The organism is Streptomyces sp. 840.1, from assembly GCF_003751445.1.
GTDB lineage: Bacteria > Actinomycetota > Actinomycetes > Streptomycetales > Streptomycetaceae > Streptomyces.
Genome location: NZ_RJUU01000001.1, coordinates 3,084,576 through 3,103,793 on the forward strand (window position 1 = coordinate 3,084,576; position 19,218 = coordinate 3,103,793).

Sequence of the window (19,218 nt, forward strand, 5' to 3'; positions counted from 1 at the left end):
CGGCGCCGGGTTCAAGGAGTTCGCCTCGCGGGTCGCCATCGACACCTCGGCCCTCCAGTTCGAGTCCGACGAGCTGATGCGCCCGAAGTACGGGGACGACGCGGCCATCGCCTGCGGCGTATCCGCGATGGCCACGGGCAGGCAGATGCAGTTCTTCGGCGCCCGCGTCAACGTCGCCAAGGCGCTGCTGTACGCGATCAACGGCGGCCGCGACGAGCGCACCGGCAAGCTCGTGGTGAGCGGCTTCGAGCCGGTCACCGGCGACTACCTGGACTACGACACCGTCGCCGAGCGGTACGACGCGATGCTCGACCGGCCGGCCAGGACGCCATGGAGCACCCGGAGAGGTACCCGCAGCTGACCATCAGGGTCTCCGGATACGCGGTCAACTTCACCCGGCTGAGCCGTGAGCAGCAGCTCGACGTCATCAACCGCACGTTCCGCGACTCGCTCTGACGCCATCCGCACCGGAGGCCCCGCCATGGCCGCGTCCCTCACCCCCACTGCGTCCCGCACGCCTATCCCCTCCCGCACACCCACCCCATCCCTCATACCTGCCTCGTCTCCTGCGCCGGGCCGGGCCCCGGGCACCCCGGCTGCGGCGGTCACCCGCAGGACGGTCTCCGGCTCCGTCCACTCCTGGGACCTCTCGACCGGCGTCGACGGCCCCGGCACCCGCTTCGCCGCCTCCCTCGGCAACGTCTCGCACGTCGACGTACTCCCGTTCCACAAGCTCGGCGAGGCGAAGCGCGGGCCCTGGATGCGCCGTTCGCCCTGCACGACACCCCGTCACCCACCCCCGGACAGGTCGCCGCCAGGGAGATCTTCGCCGCGCACGGCTTACACGCCGTCTGAGGAGCGAGCCCGCGGCCCGCACCGCACGTCCGTGCGGCCGGTACGCCCACCTGGTCGTCCGGACGTCGTCCCGCCACGACGCGCTCACCCCGTAGAGCCGTAAAACAGGACTAACCTCCCCATACAGCCCTACGGTGACGGGGTGACCGAGCCACCAGAGCCGTCTGCCGACAGGTCCGCCCGCCTCGCGCCCACGGGCACCCGGTCCGTCACCGCCCGCGCGACCGCGGCCGGCGTCATCGTCTCCCTCCTGCTCGTCGTCGCGATCGTGCTCGGCAGCAGGCTTCTGGAGAACTTCGACTCGGCCCTCCTGCCCTATGCCGTGGCCACGGTCTTCCTCGCCTTCGGAGTGGCCTACCGGTACACGGTCTGGGTCTCCGCACCCGGCGCCAAGCGGCTGTTCAAGAAGGGCTGGGGGAGCCTCTTCTCGGTCGCCAACTTCCGCAGGGCCCCCACCGCCCTGCCGAAGATGATCGCCACGTACCTCGGCTTCCAGAAGTTCCTCGGCGCCCGCTCCCACGCCCGCTGGGCCGCCCACCAGCTGATCTTCTGGGGCTGCATCCTCGCCTCCCTGATCACCTTCCCGCTGACCTGGGGCTGGTTCACCTTCACCTCCGGCAGTGGCACCGGGCCCGGCTACGAGATGCGTATCTGGGGCTTCAAGATCATCGGATTCGACTCCCTGGACATCCTCGGCTGGCTGATGTTCCACGGCCTGGACATCGCCGCCGTACTCGTCATCCCGGGCGCCTCCTATTTCCTGTGGCGCCGGATGAAGGACCGGGGCGCCATCACCGGCCAGCGGTTCGCCTACGACCTGGTGCCGCTGATCGCGCTGCTCGTCATCGCCGTCACCGGCCTGCTGCTCACCTTCTCCTCGATCTTCCTGCACGGCGGCGGCTACGAGTTCCTGGCGATCCTCCACATGGTGTCGGTGGTCTTCACCCTCATCTACATCCCGTTCGGGAAGTTCTTCCACATCGTGCAGCGGCCCGCCGCGGTCGGCATGCAGCTGTTCAAGTACACCGGCCGGCAGGACCAGGAGGTCTTCAGCTGCCGCCGCTGCGAGGAGCCCATCGACACCGCCTCGTATGTCGAGAACCTCCGCGGCACCATGCGCGACCTCAGCCTCGACTTCGACGCGTGGGCCGAGTACTGCCCGCGCTGCAAGCGGGTGCTGCGCGGTAGTGCCTATCTCTCCCAGGTGAAGAAGGGCTTCAAGTGACCGCGGACCCCCGAGCGGCCGACCCCCGGGCGATCGTGCCCCTCGACCCCTCCCTCGCGCCGCCGGGCACCCGCGCCTTCCGGGACGCGGGCGGTATCCCCGCCGACCAGTGGCACGCCGACCAGAACGGCGAGACGCTCGTCCCCACCCACTGCTGCTTCTGCGGCGTCCAATGCGGGATGTATCTGCGTGTCGACCGCGGCGGCAAGGTCTTCGGTGTCGAACCCCGCAACCACGACATCAACCGGATGCGCCTGTGCCCCAAGGGCATCAACGCCTACCAGCAGGTCAACCACCCCGACCGGCTCACCGCCCCGCTCATGCGCCGCTCCCGTGACGAGGAGTTCCGGGAGGTCTCCTGGGACGAGGCCCTCGACTTCACCGTCGCCGAGATCAAGCGGATCCAGCAGACCCACGGCAACGACGCGTTCGGGCTGCTCGGCGGGGCCAGCCTGTTCTCCGAGAAGACCTACCTGGTCGGCAAGTTCGCCCGGGTCGCCCTCAAGTCCCGGCACGTCGACTACAACGGCCGGCTCTGCATGGTCAGCGCCGCCGGCGCCAACAAGCTCGCCTTCGGCATCGACCGGGCCGGCAACCCCTTCTCCGACATCCTGCTCACCGACTGCCTGCTGATCGCGGGCTCCAATGTCGGCGAGTGCTTCCCCGTGCTGACCCAGTACGTATGGGGTGCGCGGGACCGCGGGGCCAGCCTGATCGTCATCGACCCGCGCGAGACGGCCGTCGCCCGCACCGCCGACATCCATGTCGCCCTGAAACCCGGCACGGACTCGGTGTTCTTCAACGCCGTTTTGAACGTGGTGATCGAGGAAGGGCTCACCGACGAGAACTACCTCGCCGCCCACGCCACCGGCTGGGCGGAGGTGAAGGCCAAGGCCGCCGAGTACCCGCCGTCCAGGGCCGCGGAGGTCTGCGGCATCCCGGCCGAACAGGTCGTCCAGGTCGCCCGCGTCTTCGCTCGCGCCCCCAGGGCCATGGCCTGGCACGCCCGCGGTATCGAGCACCACTCGCAGGGCGTCGAGAACTGCCTCACCGTGATCAACCTCTGCACCGCCACCGGACACATCGGCAAACCCGGCGCCGGATACGGAACCCTCACCGGCCAGGGCAACGGCCAGGGCGGCCGCGAACACGGCCAGAAGTCCGACCTCCTGCCGGGCGGGCGCTCGATCATGAACGAGGAGCACCGACGGCAGATCTGCGAGATCTGGGGGATCGAGGAGTCCGAACTCCCGCCCGCCGGAACGTCGATGATGGAAATGGTCTGGCAGATGCAGCGCCGAGAGATCCGCGGGCTGATCGGCATCTGCAACAACCCGTTCGTCTCCCTCCCCAACTACAAGGTGGTCAAGGAGGGGTACGACACGACTGAGTTCCACGCTCAATTCGACTTCTTCCTTTCCGAGACCGCTGCCAACGCGCATGTCGTCTTCCCCGTCACCAGCTGGGCCGAGGACGACGGAGTGATGGCCAACGCCGAGGCCCGGGTGGTCAAGCACAACAAGGCCCAGGACCCGCCCCCCGGCGTACGGACCGACACCTGGGTGATGTGCGAACTCGCCAAGCGCCTGGGCGTGGGCGACAAGTTCGCCTTCGCCGACTCCCGCGAGGTCTTCGACGAACTGCGGATCGCCTCCGCCGGCACCGTCAACGACTACTACGGCATCACCTACGAACGGCTGGAGGAGACGGGCGGAATCGCCTGGCCCTGCCCCTCCACCGACCACCCCGGCACCCCCCGCCTCTTCGAGGACGGCAGGACCTACCACCCCGACGAAAAGATCCATCTGCAGGTCGTCGACTGGCACCCGCCCATGGACCCGTACGACGACGAGCACCCGATGTCCCTCACCACCGGACGCACCGTCGCGCACTTCCTCTCCGGCAACCAGACCCGCCGGCTCGGCGCCCTCGTCGAACAGACCCCGCGCCCCTGGGCCGAGATCCACCCCTCCCACGGCTTCCGCAACGGCGAACCGGTCCGGGTCGTCACCCGGCGCGGCAGCGAGGTGTTCCCCGCCCTGGTCACCGAGGCGATCCGCCCCGACACCGTCTTCATCCCGTACCACTGGCCCGTCCCCACCGCCGCCAACGCGCTGACCATCGACGCCCTGGACCCCCGCTCCAAGATCCCCGAGTACAAGGTCTGCGCCTGCCGCATCGAGCACGCCGCGACGATCGACGAGGTACCCGCGCCCCCCGTCGCGCCGGGCCGCCACGCCTACCCGGAGGCCCAGGTCTCCCGTACCGACCCGTTGCCGCCCACGACCCCGCAGGGCCGTGGCACCTCGGAGAGGAGCTGATGCCCGCATGATGGGCAGAACGATCTTTATCGACCCGGGGCGCTGCATCGGCTGCCAGGCCTGTGTCTCCGCCTGCCGGGAATGCGACTCGCACCGCGGCAAGTCGATGATCCACCTCGACTACACCGACGAGGGCCAGTCCGTCGCCTCCCTTCCCACCGTCTGCATGCACTGCGAGGACCCCGTCGCCCCGTGCGCCGAGGTCTGTCCCGCCGACGCGATCCTGGTGACCGCGGACGGGGTGGTGCAGCAGGCGGACACCACCCGCTGCATCGGCTGCGCCAACTGCGTCAACGCCTGCCCCTTCGGTGTCCCGAAGATCGACCTCCAGGCCAAGCTGCAGCTGAAGTGCAACCTCTGCTACGACCGCACCGCCTACGGCCTCGCCCCCATGTGCGCCACCGTCTGCCCGACGGGGGCCCTCTTCTACGGAACCGTCGAGGAGCTCCAGGCCGAACGCCCCGGCGTCCAGGTCGCCGACACCTTCGTCTTCGGCGAGAGCGAGGTCCGCACCGGCGTCGCCATGGTCGTCCCCGCCGACAAGCTCCAGTGGCCGGTGCCCGGCGGTCTGCCCGTCGTGGAGATCAACGGGAAGGACGTCCGCCGATGAGCGTCACCGACCAGCCGCCGCCCTCCCAGCCGCCCGCCGGGGACCCGCGCGAGGCCCTGCACGACCGGATCGCCGCGGATTCCCTGACCACCCGGCGCGACTACCTGCGGATCGTCGCCACCGTCTCCGGCGGACTCGCCGTCGGCGGTCTCGGCGTCGCCGCCGGCATCCTCCCGCGTCACGGCGACCCCGACGACGCGAAGGCACCCGAGCCGAAGAGGGTCAGCACCCAGCTGCTGCCCGGGGAGTCCGTCGCCTTCCGCTACCCGGACGAGGAGGACCGCGCGGTCGCCGTCCGGCTCAACGACGGGACCCTCGTCGGCTACTCGGCCATCTGCACCCACCTCGCCTGCGCCGTGCTCTGGCGGAAGGACCGGGGCTCCGAGGGTGAGCTGTACTGCCCCTGCCACGAGGGTGTCTTCGACGCGCGAACCGGCGAGGTCACCGCAGGACCGCCGCCCCGCGGACTGCCCAAGGTGGCCCTCACCGAGCAGCCCGACGGCAGTATCTGGGCGCTGGGCACCACGCACTCGGGCGAGAGCATCGAGCACGGCCTCTGCCGCCGGCTCGGCGACGACCGCCCGGACCTCGCGTCCCGGATCGGCTGCCCCGGAGCCAAGCGGGGCGCCGAGGCCCCCGCGGCGACCGGCGCGGGCGCCCCGCATGCCACCGGCTCCCGGCCCGCTGCCCCCCAGACCCCTGACGACCAGACTCCTGACGACCGGACCTCCGGCGCCCGGACCTCCGGCAGCCGGACATGAGCGACGCCCAGCAGCCCGAGCCCGGCCCGCACTATCCGGACTACCACCCGGGCAGCGCCCGGCCCGAACTCAACCGGCCCGTCCACGAGCGCTACCCCCAGATCCGGCCCACCAGCGGATACGGCGACCCCCGCGTCCGCCACACCGGGCCGGGGCCGGGAGCCGGCACGGACCAGGAGCCGGAACGCTCCTCGAAGCTCACCGCCCGACTGACCCTCGCCATGACCGTGGTCATCGGGCAGCTCTGGGGACTGACCGTGATCATCGACGAATGGATGGAGGGCAACTCCGGTACCGCCTGGTGGGGGGCCGGATTCCTGTGCCTGTCGTTCCTCGTGGTGCTCGGCCTCTGGGCGCTGGACCCGAAGGACCGCTGAGCACCGCCCGGCACCGGAGGGCGGTCGTACCCCGCAGGGCTGCCGGACACCTGAGCTCGGCCCGGTACCGGAGGGCGGCCGTACCCTGGGGGTATGAGTACCGCCCCCGCCCCCGGCCCGCGTGATCCCGAACCGGGCCCGCCGGACCCCTCGCAGCGGCCGGACCGGCCCGAGCCCAAGGGCCGGCCGAAGCCGGCTCTGGTCTTCGACGATCCGCTGGACCAGCAGTCCTCGGACGACACGGACCGGGGCTGGGGCGAGCGGTCCCCGTCCGGCAGCAGCGCCGCCGACCTGGCCCGCTTCCTCGACGAGAAGCCGCCCCACCACATCTGAGCAGCCGGTTACTCCCGGCCGCCCGGACCGGAGTCGCCGTTCCCGGAGCCCGCTGCCCCGGGGCTCCCGTCCGCCGGGCCGACGCGCTGCGAGACCAGCGCGTCGCGGATCTCCTTCAGCACCTCCAGCTCGCTGACCTCCAGCGTCTCCTGCACGCCCTCCTTCGCCGCCAGCATGGCCGCACGCCTGGCGAGGTACTTCGCCATCGGCAGGACCATCAGGAAGTAGACGACGGCGGCGGTGATGAGGAAGCTGAGGGTGGCGCTCAGCACCGATCCCCACAGGATGCGGATTCCCTCGGTCGCCTCGCCCGTCTTCGGGTCCGTCGTGCACGGGCCCTTGAGACAGGAGCTGTAGTTCGCCAGATCCTTGGTGCCGAACGCACCGACGAGCGGATTGATGACGCCCTTCACGATGGCGTTCACGATGTTGGTGAACGCGGCGCCGATGACGACGGCGACCGCCAGGTCGATCACATTGCCACGCATCAGGAAGGCCTTGAAGCCGTCCAGCAGATTGGCCTTCTTCTTCTCGCTCAAGGGTGAGCCGTCCTTCGTCTGTGCCGTAAGCGGAGTGAACTCCTCCGCAACTTACGGCAGTACAAGGCGGAACAACCCAATTCGGCACTGTCCTCAAGTGGCATGATGAGGCGTCAGTTCGAATCAGCACAGGATAACCGCAAGTCCCGCCGACACTCCCGCGCCCGCCAGCTTCGCTGCCGCGGCCCGGGGCACGGACAGCACGATGAGCGCCCCGTTCTCCGTCGGGCCCTCGGTAGACGTCTGGGGCACCTGGGCGACTCGCGCGCTCTTCGCCATGACCCGGGCATCGGTTCCGGGCCCCTCGGACGCGATCACATCGACGCGGTCCCCGGGCCGCAGCAGCCGCACGGTCGCCGCGTCCGCGATCCGCACCGGCGCCGAGACCAGCCGCCGGACCGGCGGCGAAGCCCGCTCCCGCGCCGTCCCGGCCGCCGGTGCCGCGCCCGCCGCGGCACCGGCCCCGCCGGGTCCCGTAACACCGTCCCCGCCCCGGCTCCCGCTGCCGCCGAACCCCGAGACGGCCAGCACGGCAGCGGTCAACGCCAGCCCGGCGGCCATCGCCCGCCGCCGGCGCCACGCGGCCCGGCACATCCGGTGCCCGCCACCCCCGCGCACCCGCAACGGCGGGAACGCGGGCACCCCGCAGGGCGGGGGAGCGGGCGCGCACATCAAGGGCGAGCCGGAGAAGCCGGTGGGGGCGGACCCAGGAGACAAGGACGAGGCGGGTGAGGCGGGTGAGCTGGGTGGGCCGAACGAACCGGGTGAGCTGGGTGAGCCGAACGGACCGTGTGAGCCGATCGAACTGGGTGAGCCGGGTGAGCGCATGACGAACACCGCCTGGGGCGAGGGAGTTGAGGACGCGGAACCGAGCGGCCCCGGATGAACAGGCCCCACGATCCGGCATTCACGAGATTCCCGCCGAGCCCTGTGGACGGCTCACCGGATGTGGAAAACTCCCTCACCCGCCCGCGAGCCCGGCCCGCAAGCCCACCCGCGAGCCCGGCCCGCAAGCCCACCCGCAAGCCCCGCCGGCGAGGCACGCCCACGAAGCCCCCACGAGGCCAGCGCACCGGCCCCGCCCACGAGGCCAGCGCACCGGCCCCCCACGAGGCGGCGCGCACAAGCCGCGCCCGCACGCCCTACGGCAGCTCGATCCCCGTGTCGATTCCGTCCAGCGCGTGCGCGCACGGGCAGTCGCGGTCCGCCTCCGCGGGCAGCTCGCCCACCGCGTCGAAGAGGACCGAGCGCAGCCGGTCGACGTTGGCCGCGAACACCTTGAGCACTTCGGCGTGGGAGACGCCCTCGCCGGTCTCGGCGCCCGCGTCTAGGTCCGTCACCAGCGTCATCGTCGTGTAGCAGAGCCCCAGTTCGCGGGCGAGGACGGCTTCCGGGTGCCCGGTCATGCCGACCACCGACCAGCCCATCGCCGCGTGCCAGCGCGATTCTGCCCGGGTCGAGAAGCGCGGTCCCTCGACGACCACCAGCGTCCCGCCGTCCACGGCCTCCCAGTCGCGGCCCCGGGCCGCCGCCAGCGCGGCCTTGCGGCCCTTGGGGCAGTACGGGTCGGCGAAGCCCAGGTGCACCACGTTCGGCACCACGCCGTCCGCTCGGGTCTCCCCGTCGTAGAAGGTCTGGGTACGGGTCTTCGTACGGTCCACCAGCTGGTCGGGCACGATCAGCGTTCCCGGTCCGTAGTCCGGCCGGAGCCCGCCGACCGCGCACGGGCCGAGCACCTGGCGAACCCCGACCGAGCGCAGCGCCCACAGATTGGCGCGGTAGTTGATGCGGTGCGGCGGCACGTGATGGCTGCGGCCGTGCCGGGGGAGGAAGGCGACCCGGCGGCCCCCGATCTCACCGAGGAACACGGAGTCGCTCGGCTGTCCGTAAGGGGTGTCCACGCGGACCTCGGTGACGTCCTCCAGGAAGGAGTACAGCCCCGAGCCGCCGATCACGCCGATCTCTGCGTTTGCCATGCGTTCACCCTAGGGCCTGTCGTCAAACGGCCGTCTGCCGCGCGGCGCCATGCACGCACTCCCGCCGCACCGGCCCCGGACCCCGGTACGTCCAGTACAGGGGCCTGAGGCCGGCACGCCGCGAGCACGCACAGCGCGGCCGCCCTCCGGGCGACGACGGCAGTGTGACGACAGGCCCTGGCGGGACCGCAAACGCGGGTGACCCCGCCGAGTTGGATCAGCGGGGTCACGGGCGAAGCAGGTGGGGCGGCGGCTCAGGCAGCCGACGTACCGCTCGAGGAGCTCGACGACGAGCCCGAAGAACTTGACGAACTCGAGGACGAAGATCCCGAAGAGGAGGACGTCGACGAGGACGAAGAGGCCGAGGACTTGGTGTCCGACCCCGTCGAGGACGATCCGGAACCGGCGGCCTTCGCGGCGGCCGGGGCCGGCGTGCTGCTCGACGAGGAGCCGCGGCTGTCGTTCCGGTAGAAGCCGGAGCCCTTGAAGACAATGCCGACCGCCGAGAACACCTTCTTGAGGCGTCCTTCGCAGTTCGGGCACACCGTCAGGGCGTCATCGGTGAACTTCTGCACCGCTTCGAGGCCCTCGCCACACTCGGTGCACTGGTACTGATAGGTCGGCACTTGTTCCTCCTGGCACTCTGACTCAATGAGTGCTAACGACGCTCCATAGTGACGTATTCCGCTGGATCAGTCCACCGTGACCGGCCCGCGGTGACCGATCCCACGTGCCACGGTCCGCCCCGAGGTGCTCGGCAGGAGCCTGGACCGCAGTGCCAGCAGGGTCACCAGAGCCAGCACCGTACCCACCAGCGGCACCAGGAATCCGGTGCTCGCGCCGTGGGCGTCCGCGAGCTGACCGGCGACCGTCACGGCCGCCGCCTGCCCGAGCGCGACCGCACCCGTCAGCCAGGTGAACGCCTCGGTCCTGGCGGAGGCGGGAACCAGCGCCTCGACCAGCGTGTAGCCGCTGATCAGGGCCGGGGCGATGCAGAGGCCCACCAGCAGCCCGAGCGCGGCCAGCAGGGGCACGGAGTGCACCGCCCACAGGCCCGACGCGGTCAGGGTCAGCCCCGCGTACCCGGCGATCAGCCGGCGCCTCGGCCCGCTCTTCCAGGCGATGGCACCGCAGGCGATCCCGGCCAGCATGTTGCCGGCCGCGAAGATTCCGTAGAGCACCCCGTTCGAACCGGGGCTGCCGATCTCCTCGGCGAAGGCGGTCAGCGAGACCTGCATGCCGCCGAAGACCGCGCCGATCCCGAGGAAGGCCACCGCGAGCACGCGCACGCCCGGCACCGACAGGGCGGAGGCGTGCCGCGGGGAGCCGCCGGCGGGTCCGGTGTCGCGCACGGACGGCTGGGTGGCGCGCTGCGCGGCGAAGAACAGTCCGCCGACCAGCGTCAGCGCGGCTTCCGCGATGAGCCCCGCCGCCGGGTGCACCCCGGTGCACAGCGCGGTGGCGATGACCGGGCCGATGACGAAGGTGAACTCGTCCGTCACCGACTCGAAGGCGGCGGCGGTGGACATCAGGGGCGAGGCCTCGCGGCCCGGCGCGGCCCCGAGCACGGCAGCCCAGCGGGCACGCACCATCGGGCCGATCTGCGGGATGGAGGCGCCCGTCGGCACAGCGGCCAGGAACAGCGCCCAGATCGGCGCGTCCGCCAGCGCGAGCGCCGTCAGCGCGCCCACGGACGCCGCGTGCACCAGGACGCCGGGCAGCAGGACCGCCCGCTGTCCGAAGCGGTCGGCGAGCTTGCCGGTCTGCGGCGCGAACAGTGCCATGGAGACGCCGCTCACGGCGGCGACGGCGCCGGCGCTGCCGTAGGAGCCGGTGGTGTGCTGGACCAGCAGGACGATGCCGATGGTCAGCATGGCGAACGGCTGCCGTGCGGCGAAGCCCGGCAGGAGGAAGGTCCACGCACCCGGAGTGCGTAGCAACTGCCCGTATCCGGGGCGGTCGGAGACCGTGGACACCACGGTCCATGCCTTTCTGCCGCCTGGTGGCCATGCTCCTGCGGTACGGGCCGGCACCTGGGGTGCGGGCCCGGTCAGGGGCTGCCGAGAGCTGTCCTCTTCGCGCGGGACTGCGGTAGATGCCGGGCGCTCACAGCAGAGGCGGAGGACGCCACGACCGCCATACGGTCGCGCCAGCTCTGCGTCAGGCAGAGTTGGTCGATCAAGATCGTTGGGTGTCGATCGTTGATGGGTCGATCGTTGATTGTCGGTTGGTCTGAAATGCGGGTGGGTCGTTCACTGCCGGATGCCTGCGGCCGGCCGCCGGGAGGCGGCGCCGGGTCCGGCGACCGGGCCGGCCGCGGTGGTGCGCGTCACGGCCGTACGCCTACGGGGCATCGGCAGATTTCCTTCATCGTACAGGCAGGTTTCGCTGCGTACCTGCGATTGTGCGCTAGTCACCCTCCGTAACCTGCGAACGCGGGCGCCCCCTCACTGGTGGGCCTTCGCTTCGCGTTCCTTCGCGTCTCGTGCGTCACGTTCCTTCGCCTCACGGTCCCCTGCCTCGCGGGCCCTCGCCTCGCGCACCTTCGCGCCGCGGGTCTTCATCTCCCGGGGCGGCGCCTCGTGCGGCTTCGTCTCGTCCGGTGTCCGGCCGAGCTTCTTCACCGCCTTGAGCGCGTTGGAGACGTGCGGCCCGGTGAAGGGCTCCGTGCCGGGGTTCCCGTCGGTGCCCAGCCAGCTCGCCAGCTTGCCGCCCTCGCCGACCGCGCGCAGCCGGGCCTCCGTTGCGTCGCGCACCGGATCGGTGGTGACCACCAGCAGTTCGTCGCCCCGGCGCAGCACCGTCGGCGGGGTGGGGACGAAGCTCTTGTCGTCGCGTACGACGAGGGTCACGGCGGCGCCCGATGGCAGTCGCAGTTCACCGACCTCGACGCCGTGCATCTTCGACTTGGCCGGGATGGCCACCGACAGCAGATGTCCGCGCAGTCGCTCCAGGGGCGCCGACTCGATGCCCAGGTCGGCCGCCTCGGACGGGGCCTGGCCGATCTTGAGGGCCTTCGCGAGCCACGGCAGCGTCGGGCCCTGGATGAGGGTGTAGACGATGACGAGGACGAAGACGATGTTGAAGACCCGGGTGGAACCATCGATGCCGGACACCATCGGAATGGTCGCCAGGACGATGGGTACGGCACCGCGCAGCCCCGCCCAGGACATCAGGGCCTTCTCCTGCCAAGGCAGCCGGAACGGGGCCAGCGCCAGGAAGACCTCCAGCGGCCGGGCCACCACGGTGAGCACCAGGCCCACGACGACGGCGGGCCAGAAGTCGTCGACCAGTTCGTGCGGGGTGACCAGCAGGCCGAGCAGCACGAACATGCCGATCTGGGCCAGCCAGCCGAGCCCGTCGGCGAATCCTCGGGTGGCGGGCCAGTGCGGGAGCTTGGCGTTGCCGAGGATCATCGCCGCGAGGTAGACGGCGAGGAAGCCACTGCCGTGCACCATGGCGCCCGCCGCGTACGCGGACACCGCGATCGCCATCACGGCGATGGGGTAGAGGCCGGAGGCGGGCAGCGCCACGTGCCGCAGCCCGAACGAGCCGAGCCAGCCGACCGCGATGCCGACGGCCGCGCCGATCGCCAGCTCCAGTGCTATCTCGCCGACCAGCACGTACCAGTGGTCCACCGGGCCGACGGTCGAGAAGGCCACCACCAGGATCACCACGGGGGCGTCGTTGAAGCCGGACTCGGCCTCCAGGACACCGGTGATCCGGGCGGGCAACGGCACCTTGCGCAGGACGGAGAAGACCGCGGCGGCGTCCGTCGAGGAGACGACCGCGCCGATGATCAGCGCCTGCCGCCACTCCAGGCCGACCAGGTAGTGCGCCCCGGCGGCGGTCACGCCCACGCTCACCGCGACGCCGACGGTGGAAAGCATCGCAGCCGCCGGCAGCGCGGGTCTGACCTCTTTCCACTTCGTGCCGAGGCCGCCCTCGGCGAGGATCACGACCAGGGCCGCGTACCCGATGACCTGCGTCAGTTCCGCGTTGTCGAACTTGACGTCGAAGAGCCCGTCCTGCCCCATGACGACGCCGATGCCGAGGTACAGGAGCAGGCTCGGGAGCCCGCTGCGCGACGAGATCCGGACCGCCGCCACCGCGACGAGCAGGACAAGTGAGCAGACGAGCAGGAGCTCGTTGAGCGCGTGGACAGTCAGTGGCCGGTCCTTCCCTGCGAGCGCCTGCCGGATCGTGTTCCGGCGGCCGGTACTTCGTTACCTTACCTAATCTTTAACGTTTTCTTGATGCGTTCGAGTACTCGTGCGATCGCTACGCAATTCGAACCATCCCGATACCGCGTCAGAGGGGCCTCAGCGCTGCGCCTATGGTTGCTCCTGCACTCCCAGGACCACCCTGCCCCTCGAAGGACAGCGATGCCCGCCAACACAACCGCCTCTTCCGGCTCCACCGGTACCGCCGGTGGCGGGTCGCGCAAGAAGAAGGGGCGACGCGCCCGCAAAATCGTGATCGTCCTGGTGCTGGCGCTTGTCGCGGGTATCGGATTCGGCACGTACTGGTCCGTATCGACCGTGCGGGCCTCGTACCCGCAGACCAACGGGACCGCCCAGCTCGCCGGCCTCGACAGCAACGTCGAGGTCAAGCGCGACAGCTACGGCATTCCGCAGATCTACGCAGACTCCGACGCCGACCTGTTCCGCGCCCAGGGATTCGTCCAGGCGCAGGACCGCTTCTGGGAGATGGACGTCCGCCGTCACATGACGGCCGGCCGGCTCTCCGAGATGTTCGGCTCCGGCCAGGTCGAGACGGACTCCTTCCTGCGCACCCTGGGCTGGCGCAAGGTCGCCCAGGAGGAGTACGACCACGTCCTGTCCGCGGAGACCAAGAAGAACCTCCAGTCGTACGCGGACGGCGTGAACGCCTACCTCAAGGGCCGCGACGGCAAGGACATCTCCGTCGAGTACGCGGCTCTGGGCCTCACCAACGACTACAAGCCGACGAAGTGGACCCCGGTCGACTCGGTCGCCTGGCTCAAGGCCATGGCCTGGGACCTGCGCGGCAACATGCAGGACGAGATCGACCGTTCGCTGATGACCAGCAGGCTCGACGCGAAGCAGATCGAGGACCTGTACCCGCCGTACCCGTACGACAAGCACAAGCCGATCGTCTCCGAGGGCGGGATCTCCCCGGCCACCGGGAAGTACGACCCGCAGGCGACGCCGTCCGACAGCCTCGGCTCGTCGACCGTGCAGGGCGCCACCGAGGGGCTCAACACCCAGCTCGGCGCGCTCTCCGACACCCTCGACAAGATCCCCTCGCTGCTCGGTCCGAACGGCACCGGCATCGGGTCGAACTCCTGGGTGGTCTCGGGCAAGTACACGACGACCAACAAGCCGCTGCTCGCCAACGACCCGCACCTCGCGCCGCAGCTGCCCTCGCTCTGGTACCAGATGGGGCTGCACTGCCGCAGCGTCTCGGCCACCTGCAAGTACGACACCGCCGGCTACACGTTCTCCGGCATGCCGGGCGTGATCATCGGCCACAACCAGGACGTCGCCTGGGGCTTCACCAACCTGGGCGCGGACGTCACCGACCTCTTCCTCGAGAAGGTCTCCGCCGACGGCTACCAGTACGACGGCAAGGTGAAGCCCTTCACCACCCGCGAGGAGACCATCAAGGTCGCCGGCGGCAAGGACCGGCACATCACCGTCCGTGAGACGAACAACGGCCCGCTGGTCTCCGACCGCAGCAGCGAGCTGGAGAAGGTCGGCCAGAAGGCGCCCGTGACCAACGCCGCCCCCGACCGTGCGGACGGCTACGGGGTGGCGCTGAAGTGGACCGCGCTGGAGCCCGGCCACTCCATGGACGCCGTCTTCGAGCTCAACCGCGCCAAGGACTTCACGACCTTCCGGGCGGCGGCTGAGCACTTCGAGGTCCCCTCGCAGAACCTGATCTACGCCGACACCAAGGGCCACATCGGCTACCAGGCGCCGGGGAAGATCCCGCAGCGCAAGTCCGGTGACGGCACGATGCCCAGCCCCGGCTGGTCCTCGGAGTACGGCTGGAAGAAGGACCCGATTCCGTTCGACCAGCTGCCGTACGAGTACGACCCGAAGCGCGGGTACATCGTCACCGCCAACCAGGCGGTCGTCGACGAGGCCAAGTACCCGTACATGCTCACCAAGGACTGGGGCTACGGCACCCGCAGCCAGCGGATCAACGACCTCATCCAGTCGAAGATCAAGGGTGGCGGGAAGATCTCGACCGATGACATGCAGAAGATGCAGATGGACAACACCAGCGAGATCGCCGCGCTGCTGGTGCCCGAACTGATGAAGATCAACATCTCGGACAAGGACGTCCGGGAGGCGCAGAAGCTGCTGGAGGGCTGGGACTACACCCAGGAGTCCGACTCGGCGGCCGCCGCGTACTTCAACGCGGTCTGGCGCAACATCCTCAAGCTGGCCTTCGGCGACAAGCTGCCCAAGGAGATGCGCGTCAAGGGCGAATGCCTGAACGTGCCGCCGGCCAAGAGCTCGGGCCCGGTCGACGAGCAGGACAGGCTGGTACGCGAATGCGGCCAGCGCGCCCCCGACTCGGCGCAGCCGGACGGCGGCGACCGCTGGTACCAGGTCGTCGAGAACCTCATGGACAAGCCGGACAGCGACTGGTGGAAGGCGCCGGCGAACCGCAAGGACAAGGCGACCGGCAACCGTGAGGAGCTGTTCGCCCGCGCCATGGAGGACGCCCGCTGGGAGCTGACGGCCAAGCTCGGCAAGGACATCACCACCTGGAACTGGGGCCGGCTGCACCAGCTGACCCTGAAGAACCAGACCCTCGGTACGGAGGGGCCCGGACTGCTCCAGCGGGTGCTCAACCGCGGCCCGTGGAACCTGGGCGGCGGCGAGGCCGCGGTGGACGCCACCGGCTGGAACGCCGCAGGCGGCTACGAGGTCGTGTGGGTCCCGTCGATGCGGATGGTCGTCAACGTGGGGGACTGGGACAAGTCCCGCTGGATCAACCTCACCGGCGCCTCCGGGCACGCGTTCAGCGCGCACTACACCGACCAGACGGACAAGTGGGTCAACGGCGAGCTGCTCGACTGGTCCTACGGGACGAACGCGGTCACCGGGTCGACGACGGACACGCTGACCCTGAAGCCGTGAGGGGTGCGCTGATCCTGAAGCCGTGAGTGCGGGCCCGTTCCTGGAGTCTTCGGGGGCGGGCCCGCGGTGTTGTCAGCCGGCGCCGCCGAAGCGCCGCGATCCCGTCGGTGTCACGACCGCGTCCACGGGGTGGTCGTGCGGTTCCGCCGGGACCCGCGCGGTCACCTCGTCGTCGTACAGCAGGACGACCAGGGCGGGGTGCGCCCCGGCCGCCGAGAGCCGGGCCAGCACCCGGTCGTAGCTGCCGCCGCCCCGGCCCAGCCGCATCCCGCGCCCGTCCACAGCCAGGCCCGGCAGCAGCACCGCCCCGGCGTCCAGGACGGCGTCGGGGCCGAGCCGCTCGCCGGCCGGCTCCAGCAGCCCTCGGCCGGCCTTCCCGAGGCTCCCGGGACCCTCGTACGGCGCCCAGTCCAGGTCGTTGTCCGGCAGGAGCACCGGCAGCAGCACCCGGACGCCCCGGGCGCGCAGGGCGTCCAGCAGGGCACGGGTGCCCGGTTCGCGCCCCACCGAGACGTACGCGGCGACGGTACGGGCCCGGGAGAGCTCGGGGAGCGCGAGCGCGTGACGGGCGAGAACCGCGGCGGCCCGTTCGACGTCCTCATCGGTCAGGAGGCGTCGTGCTGCGAGCAGTTCACGCCGCAGCAGTGCCTTTGCGGACATGTCGGTGTTCAACGGGGCACCCACAGATCTCTCGTACTGGCATATATGAGTACAAAGTTAACCGGAGGATCATCTTCCGCCCATGTGCGCCGGTTAAGGTTCTGCGCATGACTCAGTCGAACCCCAGGATCAGCAAGGCTGTCATTCCGGCGGCGGGCCTCGGTACCCGCTTCCTGCCGGCCACCAAAGCCACTCCCAAAGAGATGCTGCCTGTCGTCGACAAGCCTGCCATCCAGTACGTCGTCGAAGAGGCGGTGGCCGCCGGTCTCTCCGACGTACTGATGATCACCGGTCGCAACAAGCGTCCTCTGGAGGACCACTTCGACCGGAATTACGAGCTGGAGTCGGCGCTCACCCGTAAGGGCGACGCCGAACGGCTGCGCAGGGTCCAGGAGTCGAGCGACCTCGCGACCATGCACTACGTGCGCCAGGGTGACCCGCGCGGCCTGGGCCACGCCGTCCTGTGCGCGGAGCCCCATGTGGGCGACGAGCCGTTCGCCGTGCTTCTGGGCGACGACCTGATCGACCCGCGCGACCCGCTGCTGGCCCGCATGGTGGAGATCCAGGAGCGCGAGGGCGGCAGTGTCATCGCGCTCATGGAGGTCCCCACCGAGCTGATCCACCAGTACGGCTGCGCGGCCGTCGAGCCCACCGCCGAGGGCGATGTGATGCGGATCACCGGCCTGGTCGAGAAGCCGGAACCGGCCGACGCGCCCAGCAACCTCGCCATCATCGGCCGCTACGTCCTGGACCCCGCGGTCTTCGGGATACTGCGCCGGACCGAGCCCGGCCGCGGTGACGAGATCCAGCTGACCGACGCCCTGCAACTGCTGGCCGAGGACGAGAAGACCGGCGGCCCGGTGCACGGGGTCGTCTTCAAGGGCCGCCGCTATGACACCGGCGACCGGAGCGACTACCTCCGTGCCATTGTCAGACTCGCGTGCGAACGTGAAGACCTGGGCCCGGAGTTCCGGACCTGGCTCCGCAGTTACGTCACCGAGGAGATGTAAGACCTTGAGCAGCACGATCTGGTCGGTGGACGAGCACCTGGAAGACATCCTCGCCGCTGTGAAGCCGCTCGAACCCATCGAGCTGCAACTGCCCGACGCACAGGGCTGCGTCCTGGTCGAGGACGTCGTGGTGGAGATCGCCCTGCCGCCCTTCGACAACAGCTCGATGGACGGCTACGCGGTCCGCGTCTCCGATGTGGAGGGCGCCACCGAGGAGTTCCCCGCTGTCCTCACGGTCATCGGTGACGTCGCGGCGGGCGACGCCGGGCTCCTCGGCGACCAGCGGGTGGGGCCGGGCGAGGCCGCCCGCATCATGACCGGCGCCCCGCTGCCGGCCGGTGCGGAGGCCGTGGTCCCGGTCGAGTGGACCGACGGCGGTACGGGCGAGGGCCCCGCCGCCTCGATGCGCTCCCACAGCGACGCCCCGGAGGGCGCGCGCGGTGAGGTCCGCGTCCACCGCCCGGCCGAGGCCCGTGCCCACGTCAGGGACCGGGGCAGCGATGTCCGGCCGGGCGATCTGGCCCTGCGCGCCGGCTCGGTGGTCGGACCGCCGCAGATCGGCCTGCTCGCGGCGATCGGCCGCTCGACGGTGAAGGTGCGGCCCCGGCCGCGCGTCGTCGTCATCTCGACCGGCAGCGAACTGGTCCAGCCCGGCGAGGAGCTGACCGGCGGCCAGATCTACGACTCGAACAGCTTCGCGCTGACCGCCGCCGCGCGCGACGCCGGAGCGATCGCCTACCGGGTCGGCGCCGTCACCGACGACGCGGAGACGCTGCGCGCCACGATCGAGGACCAGCTGATCCGCGCCGACATCGTCGTCACCACCGGCGGCGTCAGCGTCGGCGCGTACGACGTGGTCAAGGAAGCGCTGTCCTCGGTGGGCGATGAGGACGAGCCGGGCAGCGGCATCGACTTCCGCAAGCTGGCCATGCAGCCGGGCAAGCCGCAGGGCTTCGGCTCCATCGGCCCGGAGCACACCCCGCTGCTGGCCCTGCCGGGCAACCCGGTCTCCAGCTACGTCTCGTTCGAGCTGTTCGTACGGCCCGCGATCCGGACCCTGATGGGCCTGCCGGACGTGCACCGCCCCACCGCCAGGGCCACCCTGGTCTGCGACAAGGCGCTGTCCTCGCCCGACGGCAGGCGGCAGTTCCTGCGCGGGACGTACGACGCCGAGGCGGGCACCGTCACGCCCGTGGGCGGTTCCGGATCGCATCTGATCGCGGCTCTCGCCCAGGCGGACGCGCTGATCGTGCTGCCCGAGGACGTCACCTCCGCGGAGCCCGACGCGGACGTCGAGGTGATCCTGATCCGCTGAGCGGCGCCGGGTGGCGGTACGGTATCTGCCGCTGTGCCTTCCGGGGGACACCCCCCGGACCCCGGGCCCGCACCCCGGTGCGGCTCAGGGGCATCCGGCG

17 protein-coding genes and 1 pseudogene are annotated in these 19,218 nt (G+C 70.6%); 12 read left to right on the top strand and 6 right to left on the bottom strand.

Features of this window, described 5'->3' with window-relative positions; translation table 11 throughout:
* Positions 1 to 7 precede the first annotated feature (7 nt).
* The 8 genes and pseudogenes from EDD93_RS14120 to EDD93_RS14160 all read left to right on the top strand — a co-directional run.
* A pseudogene (locus EDD93_RS14120) lies at positions 8 to 328 on the top strand (pyruvate formate lyase family protein); the annotation flags it as partial.
* 2 nt (positions 329 to 330) lie between these two features.
* On the top strand, positions 331 to 456 hold the full coding sequence (locus EDD93_RS14125) for a glycine radical domain-containing protein (protein ID WP_123525483.1): 126 nt from the start codon (positions 331 to 333) through the stop codon (positions 454 to 456).
* 541 nt (positions 457 to 997) lie between these two features.
* Positions 998 to 2,080, top strand: a complete 1,083-nt coding sequence (locus EDD93_RS14135) for an MFS transporter (protein ID WP_123525484.1) — start codon at positions 998 to 1,000, stop codon at positions 2,078 to 2,080.
* On the top strand, positions 2,077 to 4,401 hold the full coding sequence (locus EDD93_RS14140) for a molybdopterin oxidoreductase family protein (RefSeq protein WP_123525485.1): 2,325 nt from the start codon (positions 2,077 to 2,079) through the stop codon (positions 4,399 to 4,401). The genes EDD93_RS14135 and EDD93_RS14140 overlap by 4 nt, the downstream gene beginning before the upstream one ends.
* A gap of 7 nt (positions 4,402 to 4,408) precedes the next feature.
* Positions 4,409 to 5,011, top strand: coding sequence for a 4Fe-4S dicluster domain-containing protein (locus tag EDD93_RS14145; RefSeq protein ID WP_123525486.1), 603 nt, complete (start codon positions 4,409 to 4,411; stop codon positions 5,009 to 5,011).
* On the top strand, positions 5,008 to 5,772 hold the full coding sequence (locus EDD93_RS14150; protein ID WP_123525487.1) for a Rieske (2Fe-2S) protein: 765 nt from the start codon (positions 5,008 to 5,010) through the stop codon (positions 5,770 to 5,772). Before EDD93_RS14145 ends, EDD93_RS14150 begins: the two co-directional genes overlap by 4 nt.
* The gene (locus EDD93_RS14155; RefSeq protein WP_123525488.1) at positions 5,769 to 6,149 is read left to right on the top strand and encodes a hypothetical protein; all 381 of its coding nucleotides are present in this window, start codon (positions 5,769 to 5,771) and stop codon (positions 6,147 to 6,149) included. The genes EDD93_RS14150 and EDD93_RS14155 overlap by 4 nt, the downstream gene beginning before the upstream one ends.
* Positions 6,150 to 6,242: 93 nt before the next feature.
* Complete coding sequence (locus tag EDD93_RS14160) at positions 6,243 to 6,482, top strand: hypothetical protein (protein ID WP_123525489.1); 240 nt, start codon at positions 6,243 to 6,245, stop codon at positions 6,480 to 6,482.
* 8 nt (positions 6,483 to 6,490) lie between these two features.
* Here the strand turns inward: EDD93_RS14160 and EDD93_RS14165 are convergent, their stop codons facing one another.
* Positions 6,491 to 6,970, bottom strand: a complete 480-nt coding sequence (locus EDD93_RS14165; protein ID WP_123527764.1) for an MscL family protein — start codon at positions 6,968 to 6,970, stop codon at positions 6,491 to 6,493.
* A gap of 256 nt (positions 6,971 to 7,226) precedes the next feature.
* Between EDD93_RS14165 and EDD93_RS40805 the strand changes: the two genes are divergently transcribed.
* Positions 7,227 to 7,907, top strand: coding sequence for a hypothetical protein (locus EDD93_RS40805; RefSeq protein WP_185092310.1), 681 nt, complete (start codon positions 7,227 to 7,229; stop codon positions 7,905 to 7,907).
* Positions 7,908 to 8,163: 256 nt separating this feature from the next.
* On the opposite strand, the gene EDD93_RS14180 is transcribed toward EDD93_RS40805, so the two are convergent.
* The 4 genes from EDD93_RS14180 to EDD93_RS14200 all read right to left on the bottom strand — a co-directional run bounded on the left by EDD93_RS14180 (position 8,164) and on the right by EDD93_RS14200 (position 13,106).
* Entirely contained in the window at positions 8,164 to 8,997 is an 834-nt protein-coding gene (locus tag EDD93_RS14180) for an S-methyl-5'-thioadenosine phosphorylase (RefSeq protein ID WP_123525491.1), read from the bottom strand.
* A 254-nt stretch (positions 8,998 to 9,251) separates the two neighbouring features.
* Positions 9,252 to 9,623 carry an FmdB family zinc ribbon protein gene (locus EDD93_RS14190; RefSeq protein ID WP_123525492.1) on the bottom strand — a complete coding sequence of 124 codons (372 nt, stop codon included), beginning with the start codon at positions 9,621 to 9,623 and terminating at the stop codon, positions 9,252 to 9,254.
* A gap of 66 nt (positions 9,624 to 9,689) precedes the next feature.
* Positions 9,690 to 10,976: an MFS transporter gene (locus EDD93_RS14195; protein WP_123525493.1), complete on the bottom strand. Its 1,287-nt coding sequence runs from the start codon at positions 10,974 to 10,976 to the stop codon at positions 9,690 to 9,692.
* Between the two features lie 468 nt (positions 10,977 to 11,444).
* Positions 11,445 to 13,106: a potassium/proton antiporter gene (locus EDD93_RS14200; protein ID WP_260255734.1), complete on the bottom strand. Its 1,662-nt coding sequence runs from the start codon at positions 13,104 to 13,106 to the stop codon at positions 11,445 to 11,447.
* 276 nt (positions 13,107 to 13,382) lie between these two features.
* Between EDD93_RS14200 and EDD93_RS14205 the strand changes: the two genes are divergently transcribed.
* Positions 13,383 to 16,133, top strand: a complete 2,751-nt coding sequence (locus EDD93_RS14205) for a penicillin acylase family protein (RefSeq protein WP_123525495.1) — start codon at positions 13,383 to 13,385, stop codon at positions 16,131 to 16,133.
* 72 nt (positions 16,134 to 16,205) lie between these two features.
* Here the strand turns inward: EDD93_RS14205 and EDD93_RS14210 are convergent, their stop codons facing one another.
* Positions 16,206 to 16,793, bottom strand: coding sequence for a 5-formyltetrahydrofolate cyclo-ligase (locus tag EDD93_RS14210; RefSeq protein ID WP_123525496.1), 588 nt, complete (start codon positions 16,791 to 16,793; stop codon positions 16,206 to 16,208).
* Positions 16,794 to 16,900: 107 nt separating this feature from the next.
* Here EDD93_RS14210 and galU point away from each other — a divergent pair, with 107 nt between their 5' ends.
* Complete coding sequence (galU, locus tag EDD93_RS14215; protein WP_123525497.1) at positions 16,901 to 17,803, top strand: UTP--glucose-1-phosphate uridylyltransferase GalU; 903 nt, start codon at positions 16,901 to 16,903, stop codon at positions 17,801 to 17,803.
* A gap of 4 nt (positions 17,804 to 17,807) precedes the next feature.
* A complete protein-coding gene (gene glp / locus EDD93_RS14220; RefSeq protein ID WP_123525498.1) occupies positions 17,808 to 19,118 on the top strand; it encodes a gephyrin-like molybdotransferase Glp in 1,311 nt (436 codons plus the stop codon).
* The last annotated feature ends 100 nt before the right edge of the window (positions 19,119 to 19,218 follow it).